Origin of the sequence: Pontiella agarivorans (assembly GCF_034531395.1) — a bacterium.
GTDB classification, from domain to species: Bacteria; Verrucomicrobiota; Kiritimatiellia; order Kiritimatiellales; family Pontiellaceae; genus Pontiella; species Pontiella agarivorans.
The window spans coordinates 193,167-206,206 of sequence record NZ_JARVCO010000010.1 but is presented as its reverse complement, the minus strand read 5'-3'; the positions used below and the strand labels follow the sequence as shown (position 1 = coordinate 206,206).

Annotated in this window: 13 protein-coding genes; 6 read left to right on the top strand and 7 right to left on the bottom strand. The window is 53.3% G+C overall.

The annotated features are described in order from the left end of the window. Both P9H32_RS08460 and der read left to right on the top strand, forming a co-directional pair. Positions 1–2,073 carry a M48 family metalloprotease gene (locus tag P9H32_RS08460; RefSeq protein WP_322608461.1) on the top strand — a complete coding sequence of 691 codons (2,073 nt, stop codon included), beginning with the start codon at positions 1–3 and terminating at the stop codon, positions 2,071–2,073. Between the two features lie 151 nt (positions 2,074–2,224). Then, positions 2,225–3,562 (top strand): ribosome biogenesis GTPase Der, encoded by a 1,338-nt coding sequence (der, locus tag P9H32_RS08455; RefSeq protein ID WP_322608460.1) that lies wholly within the window; start codon positions 2,225–2,227, stop codon positions 3,560–3,562. Between the two features lie 55 nt (positions 3,563–3,617). On the opposite strand, the gene P9H32_RS08450 is transcribed toward der, so the two are convergent. The 5 genes from P9H32_RS08450 to P9H32_RS08430 form a co-directional block, all read right to left on the bottom strand. Then, a complete protein-coding gene (locus P9H32_RS08450; RefSeq protein WP_322608459.1) occupies positions 3,618–4,652 on the bottom strand; it encodes a hypothetical protein in 1,035 nt (344 codons plus the stop codon). Between the two features lie 25 nt (positions 4,653–4,677). Further along, complete coding sequence (locus P9H32_RS08445) at positions 4,678–6,114, bottom strand: hypothetical protein (RefSeq protein ID WP_322608458.1); 1,437 nt, start codon at positions 6,112–6,114, stop codon at positions 4,678–4,680. A 4-nt stretch (positions 6,115–6,118) separates the two neighbouring features. Then, positions 6,119–8,557, bottom strand: a complete 2,439-nt coding sequence (locus tag P9H32_RS08440) for a hypothetical protein (RefSeq protein WP_322608457.1) — start codon at positions 8,555–8,557, stop codon at positions 6,119–6,121. A 275-nt stretch (positions 8,558–8,832) separates the two neighbouring features. Beyond that, positions 8,833–9,030: a hypothetical protein gene (locus P9H32_RS08435; RefSeq protein ID WP_322608456.1), complete on the bottom strand. Its 198-nt coding sequence runs from the start codon at positions 9,028–9,030 to the stop codon at positions 8,833–8,835. A gap of 102 nt (positions 9,031–9,132) precedes the next feature. Beyond that, positions 9,133–10,149 carry a Gfo/Idh/MocA family protein gene (locus P9H32_RS08430; RefSeq protein WP_322608455.1) on the bottom strand — a complete coding sequence of 339 codons (1,017 nt, stop codon included), beginning with the start codon at positions 10,147–10,149 and terminating at the stop codon, positions 9,133–9,135. Between the two features lie 106 nt (positions 10,150–10,255). Between P9H32_RS08430 and P9H32_RS08425 the strand changes: the two genes are divergently transcribed. Genes P9H32_RS08425 through P9H32_RS08415 form a run of 3 tightly spaced genes read left to right on the top strand, consistent with a single transcriptional unit; the run spans position 10,256 to position 11,410 of the window. Then, on the top strand, positions 10,256–10,603 hold the full coding sequence (locus tag P9H32_RS08425; protein WP_322608454.1) for a TehB-like domain-containing protein: 348 nt from the start codon (positions 10,256–10,258) through the stop codon (positions 10,601–10,603). Next, a complete protein-coding gene (locus tag P9H32_RS08420; RefSeq protein ID WP_322608453.1) occupies positions 10,603–10,803 on the top strand; it encodes a hypothetical protein in 201 nt (66 codons plus the stop codon). Before P9H32_RS08425 ends, P9H32_RS08420 begins: the two co-directional genes overlap by 1 nt. Before the next feature lies 1 nt (position 10,804). After that, complete coding sequence (locus P9H32_RS08415) at positions 10,805–11,410, top strand: tetratricopeptide repeat protein (protein WP_322608452.1); 606 nt, start codon at positions 10,805–10,807, stop codon at positions 11,408–11,410. Between the two features lie 51 nt (positions 11,411–11,461). Here P9H32_RS08415 and P9H32_RS08410 read toward each other — a convergent pair whose 3' ends face one another. Further along, positions 11,462–11,683, bottom strand: a complete 222-nt coding sequence (locus P9H32_RS08410) for a VF530 family protein (protein ID WP_322608451.1) — start codon at positions 11,681–11,683, stop codon at positions 11,462–11,464. Positions 11,684–11,706: 23 nt separating this feature from the next. Continuing rightward, complete coding sequence (locus tag P9H32_RS08405) at positions 11,707–12,153, bottom strand: hypothetical protein (protein WP_322608450.1); 447 nt, start codon at positions 12,151–12,153, stop codon at positions 11,707–11,709. 134 nt (positions 12,154–12,287) lie between these two features. Here P9H32_RS08405 and djlA point away from each other — a divergent pair, with 134 nt between their 5' ends. Next, positions 12,288–13,037, top strand: a complete 750-nt coding sequence (gene djlA, locus P9H32_RS08400) for a co-chaperone DjlA (RefSeq protein ID WP_322608449.1) — start codon at positions 12,288–12,290, stop codon at positions 13,035–13,037. Positions 13,038–13,040: the final 3 nt, after the last annotated feature.

The window sequence follows — 13,040 nt, the reverse complement described above, 5'->3', positions numbered from 1 at the left end:
ATGGATTTCTTTGCCCGACAGGATCAGGCCCGGCGCAGCACGCTGCTGCTGATTGCACAGTTTTCCATTGCAGTGGCCGGAAGCATTCTGCTCGTCTATTTCCTGCCGGTCGTCTTCTGGCACTTCTACAAAGTCGCACAGGCCACCGTCCCACCGGATTTTCAGGGGTGGTATCCGGAACTCTTTATCGGCGTATGCGGTGTCACGCTGATGGTGGTACTCGGCGGAGCCGCCCTGAAAATTGCGGAACTTCGGCGCGGCGGCGGCTCATCGGTCGCCACCCTGCTCGGCGGGCGCGAGATTCTACCTTCGACCGAAGACTTTTATGAACGCCGCCTGCGTAATGTGGTGGAGGAGATGGCGATTGCCTCCGGCGTTCCCGTTCCGCCGGTTTATGTGATGCCGCGCGAAAAAGGCATCAATGCCTTCGCCGCCGGTTTTGGCACCAACGATGCCGTCGTTGCGGTAACCTACGGTACCATGACCGGCCTCACCCGCGATGAACTGCAGGGCGTGATTGCTCACGAATTCAGCCATATTCTCAATAAGGATATGGCCCTGAATATTCAGCTGATCGGTTTTCTGCACGGGCTGCTGATCATCGGCCTCACCGGGCGGGTGCTGCTGCATTTCAGTGGCGATATCGGCCGTTCGCGCAACGGCGCGAAACTGGCCTTCCCCATTCTGGCTGCCGCACTGATTCTATTGGCGGTCGGTTTCACCGGCTATTTTTTCGGGAATATGATCAAAGCCTCCATCTCCCGGCACCGCGAGCGACTGGCCGATGCCTCGGCCGTTCAGTTTACACGGAATCCCGGCGGCCTCGCATCGGCTCTGAAAAAGATCGGCGGTCTCGCCCATGGCTCCCGCATCAACTGTCCACAGGCCGGACAGGCCAGTCATATGTTTTTCGGCAGCGGCGTCCGCAGTCTGTTCTCGACCCACCCGCCGCTCAAGCAGCGGATCCAATGGCTGGAACCCGGCTTCAATGGAAAATATGAAGCGGTCACGCTCGACTCCATCGCGACGGTGCTCGCCCAAAGTGAAGGCGCTCCGCGCCCGGTTGATCAGGCACAGCCTATCTCCGAAATATACGGATCTTCGGATCTTTCACAGAATCGATACAACCGGACAGGTGCTTCCGGGCAGCAGGGCAGTCCGTCCGCCAGCGACACACCCCGCACCGCGGGCGGCCCGCCTGCTTCCCGCAAAACAGCCCGCACGCCCGAACCGATCAACGGTCACCAGCTGCTCGAATCAGTCGGCCGACCCATGGAAAAGCATGTGGAAACCGCCAAAATGCTCATCGCCTCCATCCCGGATCAGGTGCGGGAAGCTGCTTCAACTCCCTACGGAGCACGCATGCTCGTTTATTTTCTTCTCCTCGATCCGCGCAAAGAAATTCTCAACACACAGATGAACATTATTGAACACATGGCCGAACCTGAAGTTTTCCAGTCGCTGGAAAATGCACTTCCAAGCCTTGGAACAATAGATCCCGCCCTGCGCCTGCCGATCGTGGACCTCACCATTCCCGCCTTGCGATTTCTTTCTGAACATCAGTACGATGCATTTATGCAGGTGGTCGATGCGCTGGCCGCAGCCGATCAGAAAACGGATCTTTTCGAATTTTCCCTCCAGCACGTACTGAAACATCACCTCGATCCCGTATTTGGAAAAACACCCAAGAGGCCGATCGTCAATTATTACGCCATCCGCGGCCTCGCCGCCGAAGCCTCGACAGTCCTTTCCGCCCTCGCCCGAAAATGCCACCCCTCGGAAACCGATGCTTCCGACGCTTTTCTCGCCGGAGCAGCCGTCATACAGAAACCGAAAACCGAACTGCAGTTCAAAAATTCCGAGGAATGCACCTGGGACCGGCTTGATGCCGCGCTGAACAAATTCAATGAATCCTCCAGCCAGGTAAAAAAGGAACTTCTCGCCGCCGCCCTTGCCTGCATGATGCACGACCACGAAATTACGGTTTCAGAAGTCGAACTTTTCCGCGCCATCGCCGTCACCCTCGACTGTCCCGTCCCGCCCTGGGTCACCCCCATCCGCATGAATCAATGAAATATCCGGATACAGAACCGTCACTGACGGGGTTAACCATCCGTTTCTTATCGTCTTTATTAATCCATTCTTTTTCCCTTTCCCGTTGACCGCTGAAGCGGATTCACGTATCACCCTTCGCGCTATGGAAGAGACGAAAAGCAAAAGAGTTGTGGCAATTGTAGGCCGGCCGAATGTTGGAAAATCAGCACTGTTCAACCGGTTGATCGGACGACGGGTATCCATCGTGCACGAAGAGGTCGGCGTCACGCGCGACCGAGTGGCCTGCGAGGCCAACTGGAACGGCGAGCGGTTTGAGCTGATTGATACCGGCGGACTGGGCCATTTCGACAAACAGGTTTCCGAGGACCGGATTGTGGCCGGAACGGAAGAGCAGGCGAAAATCGCCATTGCCGATGCGTCGTTCATTATCTTTGTCACTGACATCACCGCCGGACTGACTCCGCTCGACGAAGAGGTCGGGCGCATCCTTCATGAAAGCGGACTGCCTGTTTTGCTCGCAGCCAATAAAACCGACAATCCGGAACGCGAGGAAAATATCTGCGATTTCGACCAACTCGGCTTTCCGACTTTTGCGGTTTCCGCCATTCAGAACCGCGGCATCGGCCCTCTTCTGGAAGAGCTTATTCCAAAACTACCGCAGGAAAAAAATCCCACCGAAAAGAATCCCCTGCGGGTCGCGGTGGTGGGCCGCCCGAATGCGGGAAAATCATCTTATATCAACCGGCTGCTCAAAGACGAACGCGTGATCGTCTCGGATATTCCAGGCACAACACGCGATAGTATCGAAGTTCCTTTCACCATCGGAAAAGGCGAAAGCGCCCGGCACTATGAACTGATTGACACGGCCGGCGTACAGAAAGATACGCGCGGTAAAGGCGCAGTTGACTGGTTTTCCAACCTCCGGACAGATAAAGCCATTGAGCGGGCCGATGTAGTGATTATGGTGCTTGATGCCGAAACCGGGCCAACCAGCCGGGATAAAAAAGTAGCGGCTAAAATCATCGATGCCCAAAAAGGCTGTCTGATTCTCTGCAACAAATGGGACCTCGCCGAAGAAGCGGACCAGGACATCACGCAGACCCAATATCTTCCGGCATTGCGCGAAGCACTGCCGTTTATGGGCTTTGCTCCGGTGCTGTTTGTTTCCGCTAAAAGCGGCTACAACATCAAACGCTCCGTCGAAGCCATCGACTATGTCGCCGCCATGACCCGCACGGAAATCACCACCGGCGTGCTCAACCGGGTAATCGAACAGGCTGTAGCCAAATATCCCCCGCCGATCGCCAAAGGTAAACGCCTCAAGATTTTTTATGCCACACAGTCGGGAACCAACCCGATCTATTTCAAGGTCTTCGTGAACGATCCAGCCAACGCCCGCTCCAACTGGCTGGCTTATCTGCAAAACCAGTTCCGCGAAGCCTTCGGGTTGGAAGGCGCCCCGATCTACATCAAGCTCGTCGCGCGCTCGCGGCCGAAACAAAGATAAAAAAAAACGCGTTTTCCAGACCTTGGAAAACGCGCGTATCCGAACCGGATACAGATTATTCGCTCTGGAGTTTCATCAAAAGATCGAGGTCACCGGCCAGACCGGCCAGCTCGAGCCGACGTGCTTTCAGCTCGGATTCCGTGATTCCGGTTTCCTCGTAGATCAATGTCGCCATCTCAAAATCGTACCCGGTGTCCCGGTTCAGAAAACGCAACAGATCCGACACAGCATCCAGCGCCTTTTTATACTCCCCGTTTTCCTCAAAGCGGCTGATGGCCTCCTGCTCTTCACGCGCATGACTGATCCACCCGGCAATCTTCCGGCTGCGCTCCGCCTTACGCTCTGCTTCGGCAACGGCAAGCTGCTCCTGATGTTTCCGGTAAGCGGTCATGGCTTGCTGATATGCTTTTAATTCCACAGTATTCGTTGCCACCACGGCCCACTGATCCTCGGAAAGCAGTCGACGGATTTCCACATTCAAGGCTGAAAGCTGCAGCAGATCCTCCTCATAAGAGGAAAGATTCCAGCGCATGCTATTATAGCTTTGCGCAGCATTCTTTTTCAGGTCCGGCAGATTAACATACGGACGCTCCTCCACGGGAAGATCGCCAGCACTGATCCAGCGTACGTCGGTCTCGCGCTCAATCTTCTCTTCATTTTCGTTATCATAGTCCGTGGAATTATATTCATATGATTTCCATCTCAGCGGATACGTAACGATATTCACGGCGATATCCAGATAGAAGGAAATGATATTTCCGGTGCTGGGTTTTCCGACCAGAGGAATGTGTTTTTTGGTGGTGTGGGTGCGCGACCGCCTGAAACGCACATCCTCTTCAACGATGCACTGGACCGCAAGTTCCGAGACCAATATCGGTTTCGGGCGTTCCGAGGTTTTCCAGTTTTCCTCAATCCCCAGCGCACGGATTTCCACCGGATATCCCTCTTCCGGCTGAAGTGAAACCTGCGCCCTGCTGCTCTCCCGCCATTCACTCCACGGATCCACGGTTTTTGTGGTGCACCCGGCAACCAGCAACAGCGTCATTCCACCAGCGCAAACGAGGCTCTTCTTCATACTGTTCTGTAACATTTCATTCCTCCTCAACATCCCGTCCTTATTCCGAAAACATCCACTCAACATTCACAATCCATTCCCAGTTCCAGCCTTCGGGTTTAGGGCGCTGCTGCCAGCGTTTGCGAATTTCATCTATTTCTTTATTCAGCGTCTCGTCATTTTTGACGGCGGATTCTTTATCCCCCATCGCCTGATACGGAATCGTTACGGTGTATTCCTTGCTGATGTAAGGCTCCGGCGGGGGGTAATCGGCTTTCAATCGGCGCCGTTCTTCTGCGGCCTTTTCCTTCCGCCGCCGTTTTTCCTCATCCGGCAGTTTCGAATAGGAACTGGTCTGCAACGTCAGCCCCTGCCGGTAATACAGGTAGGCGGTCATTCTGAACGAGGCCTTCATCTGCAGGCTGAAATCAAACGACAAATCCGAGTAGGGCAGCCATTTCTCATTTTTATCTTCGTACATCGTCAGCAGCTTATTCATCTTTTCCGGCTGCGCATAGCTGTCGCCGTCAAAACTCATCGGAGCACGGCCACTGATGTAGGCGTTGAACCACTCCCGGTTCAGTTGCCCGACCATTTCAAGGGTAGACGCCGGCGCACCGGCTGCGGTCAGCACCTGCCTGACTGCCTCATAGGTTTTCAGCTGCCGCTCGGGCGATTCCGCCCCTTGCGCAAAACTTCGGATTAAAGCCTGGAATTTCACCTCCGGCGCATCCTTTTCATAGAGCACATCCAGCAGGCCGTGCTTTGCGCAGATGGAAACCAGCTCACTGTAGCTGAACTCAAAATCCTTCAGCTCAAGGCTTCGATCCCAGTTAAACGTTCCTTCAACGACCGTTGAATTTTTATGCTTAATCACCTGCCGCGCAAAAGCCGCCCTGGCATGATCGGCCTCGATAAATTCCTTTCCCGGTATCCGCAAAAATACAGGCAAATTCCCCCACGAATCCCAGTTGGGCGATCCCGGGACGTCAAACGAACCTTTCCGCTGTGCTTTAATGTACCCCGGAAAATTCCGGGTGATGAGAAGCGGCTGTTCCGCATCGATAAAATTCAGCGTAAACACAAAATCCGTCACCTTCAGCCGAAGGAAATCCTGCAACGGCAGTTTCAGCGTACCGTGATGGCCTGTCGCATACGACGGCTCATAGACCGCCTCCGTCCCGTCTGCCGGTTCAATATAGATCGTATGCCCGTTCATCGGGCACTGGAATTTCAGGAATCGGAATTCATGATTAAACTGAAAAACCTCGCACGGCTCGCCCATGAGCACAAAAAAGCTGTAACGGAAATCGGTGAATTTAAAGACGGCTTTCCCGCAGTTTTCCCCATCGGAGTCGACAAGACCTGCTTCCAGCCCCTCCTTTCGGAAGCGTCCCTTGAACCCGGTTAGCTCGGCCCGGGCAGTATCCATACAGACCGTTGCCCCTGCCAGAAACAGAAGGGCGGCTCCCAGGCGGGAATAAAACCGAAACTTCATCCGATTATTCCGCCAGCCGGACATGAATCAGATAAAAACCCTGCGGTTCATCATAGATTTTCGACCAATCGGTAAATTCCGACTGCGGCCCCTGAACGGTGCCGAGCGATTCCACGCTGCTGTTGGTCAGGCTCGGTTTCCAGTATACCTCATATTCCCGGCCCTCTACAGAAGGCCACTGAATGGTTAAGGAATAAGGATCCGCCTCGGTCTGCGTAATTTTGAAAAACGAGGCCTCATTCGTTGGATTGGTCCCGGCAATATATTCATCCAGATTTCCCGAAGCATCTCCGTCATGATCCTCATAGGGACCGCCGTTGAGAGCATTCGTCGAACCGAAATACTGAATTTCCCAGGCATCCGGCAACAGGTCTGCATCGGCATCGGAAGCATCCGCCCGAATAACAACCGCCATCGATTCTGCATATTTTCCGACCACAAAAGCCACGTTGTCCTCATTGAAACCGGTGCGCACCCAGCCGTTATAAATCAGCAGCTCGTTTTCACCTTCCTCAAGCGGAACGGAATTCTGCGCACGGGTACTGAACGGCCCGGCCGAAGGCGGAGCAAGCCCGACCGCATCATCCAGCGAATCATAATAAAGGAATTCCTCATCATCGTCTTCGGTCGCGACTTCAAGACCCATCAATACCGCGTTGGAATTCGGCTCACTCCATTCCACATCAATTGCCGACGCCGCGGTAACCGATCCGTGCAGATCTACCGGAACCGTAAATTCAGGTGCCGTTCCGATGTCCGGAATCGGCGCGAAATTCTGCTGTAAAAACGGAATATAGGTTGAAACAAAAGTCCCGTTATTCAATCCGAACGTAACCAGCCACTCACCGTCCCGGGCCGAATTATAGGGTTCGCTCATCGGATCCGACGCTTCAAAGTCCCACTCAACCGCGCCGGCATCTGCAAACTCCTGCTCGAATTCCTCCACCACATCACCGGCCGAACTTTCCAGACGGACCGAAGTAACGCCGTACCCGGTCAGCACCTCAATGTCGTAAATCTGCTCATCATCCAGCGCACCCGGAGTGCCGAAAGCCTTGGTATATCCAATCTCCACCCGTTCCACATGGTTGCTCAGTGTCTGGCCTTCATAAATGCGGAAATTATCCACAAAAACCTGTCCCGCAATTTCCGGAATATCTTCTCCGCCGAAGAAAATCGCAGGGGAGAAATCATCGCTGACTACTGAAGAAAAGGCATCAATTGATACATTCGTCTGTACAATATAATCCCCGCCGGAACTGTATGCACTGCTCAGCACACCCGCTTTGGAATCATACGAGAGTTTGAACGAAAGTTTTTCAAAATCATGATTCTCTTCCGCCTCAATAACATCCGTCTCGTTCGTGGTCACATAGGTTTTCACCTCAGCACCCCACTCATCCAGCAGATACTCCATGGTCATCAAGCCATCAACCCCGCCGTCAGCCAGCAGCGCCAGACCGAACCAGAATTCACGATTGGTCATCGATGCGGAATCCACCAAGCAGTTGACGTCCAGGGCCACCGCCCAGTCCTGAGTCGTGCTCAGATTGCCTGCATTCCATTTCCAGACAACGGTACCATCGGAACCGGAATCGCTGTCCCATTCCAGCTGCCCGTTTGTTTCGCTCAGCAATTGTCCCGGATCGGCAAACAGCTGCTGCCACGTTCCGGTATCGACCGTATTATCGTTAAAATCATCCCCCTGTACCGCATGATTCACCCACTGCACAGGAAACTGGGTCAGCCGATTAAACGTAATTTCGCCATCTGCCGAAAAACCGCTGCCGAAATAGTTGGTTCCGCTGACAAATTCAACCGCGCCGGTATAGAATTCATTCGTAAGACCCTGTCCCAGATCCCAGCTTCCGATATGGTTTTCAGCCACCTCTTCATAAAAAAACTCATCGCCTTCGAGCAGCGAACCTTCATTGATCTGCACCGTCATCGCAGTCCCGAATCCCGGCTCATTCCAGTACAATTCCAGCGGATCAGCCCGATCCAGCTCCGCCGCCTGAGAAAAACCTTCCCCGATCAGAAACGGAATTTCCGGGAAATTATTCTCACCGAATGAAAATTCCTGGGTAACCGACCCGCCCGCACCGGTGAGAATCAGGCGATAGTCATCTTCGCCCGGCAGTTCGGCATCCATCGCCGCCGCCGAAGGATATTCCACCAGCAGTTCCCAATATGCTCCATCCTGCTCAAACGCATACGATCCGGAAATATTCCCGCCCTCCAGCACAATCGAAGTTGCATCGCCGGGATCTACCGTCTCGACACCGGCATACAGTACCCAGTTGACCGCGGAATCCGGAACCGTGTGATCCGCCCCCTGATTATAAAGCTCCGCTTTCGTCACTTCCCAGAAATCCACTTCAGAATAAGCCGCGGGAACAACAGAATACAGCAGGGCCAAACCTGCGAAGATAGATGTTTTCATTCAACCTCCTTATCTACTGGAATGCCTAATTATTTAGACAAAATTCAAGCAAAGAGCACACCAAATCCCACATTAGTTGATCGTTTTTTTACCCTTCAGAAGATTCCCGTGGTTTCTTCCTGCTTTCATATGAGCCTAACCCCTTTCAAAAAAAGAAGTAATAAAAGTCGGAACTGAAGATGCTCCAATCGCCCGCAGCGCCCATTCACTGAAAAAAGTATATCTGTCCTTTTCGGAAAAAAGTTTCCGGAAATCAGCGTAAAACACGCCTTAACCTATTGGAATTTAAAGGCCCTACGCGGCATATCATGACCGTTTTGCATACATTCATGCCCGACAACTTTGAACAGACCGCCGACCTTTTTGTACAAATGAAACCCATGTGAGATCATGGCGTCCCCGACGACAATCTCGCCGAATTCGCCATCCACCACATGAAAGCCAACGGTAAAACCGCCCCCAAAAATCTTCAAATTCCAAACATTGGAAATCGGCTCGTGTCAAATCGTGCAATTGACCAAAAAACACGCCGTCGGAATGCTGATTAACGGCCTCAGCATGGGATCGAAGCCTGTTCAATTGAAGATTCCTGTGGACTGAATTTTTCCCAGGATTTTATCCATCACCCATGCGGCATGTATCCCGGCCCTTCCGGCCGACGGGTGCGGAATACCGTTCAGCAGGTCATCGCGCAGAGCTTCAACGTGAGGTTGCTGCACATGTTGCGGATGCGCAATAAACAGTTCCTCAACCTCGTTTCCGCATGTGAGGCGCACCGGAGCTTCTTTGAATACGGAAAAGGTTATGGTTCCTTTCTCACCGAAAATTTCAACCTGCTCCATATCAGCAGCACTTCCGAAATTCCAAGTGCCGGTCCCGGTAATCCCTGTGGAATGCACCCAGCTCGCCGCCACGGCATCTTTCGCCGAATACAAATCCTGCTGATTCAGGCTCACCCCCTGCACGGTCTCAAAATCGCCGAGATAATAGGCCAGCAGGTCGAGCCCGTGGCAGGCCAGATCATCAAAATGCCCCGCCGGAGCAATGGTCGCATCCGTCCGCCAGTTGTATTCGCCGGACCGATCCAGTTCCGAAGCAGGGAGACAGCAGGTCCAGCTTACGTGACGCAGGGGACCGATACGGTTCTCCTCCAGCCATTTCTTAACCTGTACAAAACGCGGCAGGGTTCGACGGTAGAAAGCGGTAAAAAGCGGCACGCCTGCTGTTTCAAAAGCCGCACAGATTTCAACACAATCAGCATGCGTCGGTGCCATGGGTTTTTCAATACAACAGGGTTTGCCGGCCGCCGCCACCTTCAGTGCATATTCACGGTGGCTGTCCGGAGGCGTGGCAATATAGACCGCATCCACCGCCGAATCAGAAATCAGGGCCTCCGCATCTGCAAAAACCTTCGGCACGCCATGGCGTTTTGCATAATTCTGCGCTTTTTCAAGATTTCGACGCATAACCGCCACCAGCTCAAAATCATCTGTCTGCTGATAGGCCGGTCCGCTTTTCACTTCGGTCACATCGCCGCAGCCAATGATTCCCCAGCGTAATCCCTTTTGCTTCCGTTCATCCGTCATTTTCATAGGAACATGATATCCCCCGGAAATTGCTTCGCAAGATTCGTCACCGTAAATTAGACATTCGGACGGGCAGACTTTACACTGCACCTCAATTAGTCGAGGAAATGCCATGAACGATCAGCATGCCGCGTTACCGGATTCGGCGGAAAAAGCCGGAGAAACCAAATGGATGAATCAGGACACCGTTGTCCCGGGGATCCTGAAAAAGCATCTGACCCCGAAAGGAAAATGGGGCTATCTCGTGGTCAAAAGCGGATCGCTGGACTATGTCTGGGAAGACGACCTTGAAAATGTGCTGACCGCCGACCCGGAGCATCCCATTGTGATTTATCCCGAGCGTTTTCACCACGTCGTCATCACCGGACCGGTGGAATTCAAGGTCGAATTTTATGTCGTTCCGGAAAAAGCATCGACCGATCAAAAAGAAGGCGACCGTCCTGGGGAGGCTTTTCTGTAATGAATATCGAAGCGCTGAAAACGATGAGTCCGATGGTGTGGATCATACTGGCCGCCGCAGCATTCATTTCGGTTACGGTTATCTTCAACAAAGCGATCAAGGTTCTCCTGAAACTTGCGGCCATCGGTGTGGTACTCCTGTTCGCCCTTTACTTCCTGGTTCAAGCCAACGTGATCTCTCTTCCAACCTTTGGAAACTGATGTGAAAAAAAACCTCTTTCTATTTTTTTTTCTCACCCTCTCGGTCGTGGCCGATGAAAACATCCTGCTCCAGCGGATAATCGCCCTGGAAAACCGCGTAGCCGAACTCGAGGAAAAACTCGCGCCGGTGCTGGAAGAAGAACGGGTGAAAAATATTGTGGCGCAGCAGAAAGCCCTCGCCCGCGAACGCATGCTGCTCGATGCGGAATATCTGAAACGCATTGATCTCAACCTCATTGAAAAGGCTTATCAGACCGGAAGCAAAGACTGGACCACAGAAGAAGCTTCCAGAGCTTTTAAACTGCTCATCGAAAAATATCCACAGGCAAACCGAACCGGCTGCGCCGTGCTCGGCATGGCCCAGGCCAAACGCGGAAAGGAGCAGATTGAACTGCTGGAAAAAGCCATCACCGAACACGGTACCTGCTACTTTTTAAACGGTGTAAACGTTGGCGCTTATGCCCGGCTTTATCTCGGCATGCGCTATAAAAAGGAAGAGAAAAATGAAAAGGCCGCAAAACTTTTCGAGGAAATCAAAAGCCGCTATCCCGATGCCGTCGACCACAAAGGCCAACTCCTGACCTCATATATCCAGGGATTGGAATAAAAACCCGAGACTCGGCCGCTGAGCGGCCGGCCGGCGTACATCTCCCTTTTTCTACGATTTGAAATCCGTATCCAGAAAAAGGGCTTCCACCTGATCCCGCGCCCACTGATTTTTCCGCAGAAACTTCAGGCTCGATTTAATACTCGGCTCCCAGTTAAAGCAACGGATATCAATCAATTGCCCCAGCTCTTCCCAGCCATAGTGATCAACCAGCTGATTCAGCAGATTTTCCAGCGTAATGCCGTGCAGCGGATTATTCGGTTGTTCGTTCATGATTTCTTCTCCACTGTCCGGGACTACCGGGCCAGATATTCGCGAGGTATGGCCGACTTCGGAACAAAAACTGCCGAAACCCGACCGGTTGGATGAAAACGGATTACCGCCACCACCGGCTCTGTCGGAACCGGATCGGGAACCTCCACCTTAAAAGGACCGGATTTCAGAATGCTGCCGTTATAGTTCCAGCTGACTTCCACCTCGTTCTGCTCATACGCCCGCACCGGAATGAGCGTGGAAAAGAAGCCCCGGGCCGCAATGTAACTGCAGGAAACCACCTGATGAGTTTCAATCACCCGCAGCTCAACATCCTTAATCGGAAAATCGGTAAGGTTGCGAAACCCGCCTCCGACAATCTGCATCTCGGGGCTTGAGCACCCCATCAAAAACAGTAAAGGAGCGGCTAGCCCCATCAGAGCCCATCGGCCCATGCCCCGCCGGCTGAATGAAAATCCGTATGTATTCATGGAAGCATGCTGACGGATTGCCGTTGAAAGAACCAGCCAAACCGCTACGATGCATCTTCTTTTTACGAGGCCGCCAGAATGGCGGAGTTACGTACCGCCGGTTTCCAGCCGGCTGCAACGAACAGGATTTTTCTATGGCATGGACAGGTAAAATTATCGGCGGCGTACTCGGCTCACTGCTCGGCCCGCTCGGCACCGTCGTCGGCGTTGGCATCGGCCACCAGTTCGACAAAGGCGCCGGAAAAGTGAAACAGGTCTCCCAGACCTTCCAGGTCGCCTTCTTCGGCTGTCTGGCCAAAATGGCGCGGGCCGACGGAAAAATTACACAGGACGAGATCGATGCGGTTGAAGCCATTATGGCCCGGTTCCGCTACACCGGCGAAACCCGTAAACAGGCCATCGAAATTTTCCGCCGCGCAAAAGATGATCCGCACACGGCGGCGGATTACATCAACCAGCTCGCCGGCGTCATTCAGTTCAACCCGCAGATCGCCATGACCTTTATCGGGGCCCTTCACGCCGTAGCCGCGGCCGACGGCGCCATTCATCCCAACGAACGCGAAATCCTGCTGCAGGTCGAACGCGCATTCCGCCTGCGTCCCGGCACTATCGATGCCATGCTCAACGGCGGATTCGGCGGCGGTGCGGGCGGCACTCGCCCCGCTCAGGCCAATATCATTGAAAACGCCTACAAAGTGCTCGATGTTTCGCCCGATGCCTCCGACGCGGAAATCAAAAAAATCTATCGTCAGAAATGTATGGAATTTCATCCCGACAAACTGGCCTCAAAAGGCCTGCCGGAAGAATTCATGACCTATGCCCACGAACAGCTCGCCAAGGTCAACGAAGCCTACGACGTCATCAAAAAAGAACGCGGATTATAAGGC

Bases quoted from the DNA above. Each gene is read 5' to 3' on its own strand.
- P9H32_RS08460 (WP_322608461.1), top strand. From the start codon at position 1: ATGGATTTCTTTGCCCGACAGGATCAGGCCCGGCGCAGCACGCTGCTG.
- P9H32_RS08450 (WP_322608459.1), bottom strand. From the start codon at position 4,652: ATGTTACAGAACAGTATGAAGAAGAGCCTCGTTTGCGCTGGTGGAATG.
- P9H32_RS08445 (WP_322608458.1), bottom strand. From the start codon at position 6,114: ATGAAGTTTCGGTTTTATTCCCGCCTGGGAGCCGCCCTTCTGTTTCTG.
- P9H32_RS08440 (WP_322608457.1), bottom strand. From the start codon at position 8,557: ATGAAAACATCTATCTTCGCAGGTTTGGCCCTGCTGTATTCTGTTGTT.
- P9H32_RS08430 (WP_322608455.1), bottom strand. From the start codon at position 10,149: ATGAAAATGACGGATGAACGGAAGCAAAAGGGATTACGCTGGGGAATC.
- P9H32_RS08425 (WP_322608454.1), top strand. From the start codon at position 10,256: ATGAACGATCAGCATGCCGCGTTACCGGATTCGGCGGAAAAAGCCGGA.
- P9H32_RS08420 (WP_322608453.1), top strand. From the start codon at position 10,603: ATGAATATCGAAGCGCTGAAAACGATGAGTCCGATGGTGTGGATCATA.
- P9H32_RS08410 (WP_322608451.1), bottom strand. From the start codon at position 11,683: ATGAACGAACAACCGAATAATCCGCTGCACGGCATTACGCTGGAAAAT.
- P9H32_RS08405 (WP_322608450.1), bottom strand. From the start codon at position 12,153: ATGAATACATACGGATTTTCATTCAGCCGGCGGGGCATGGGCCGATGG.
- djlA (WP_322608449.1), top strand. From the start codon at position 12,288: ATGGCATGGACAGGTAAAATTATCGGCGGCGTACTCGGCTCACTGCTC.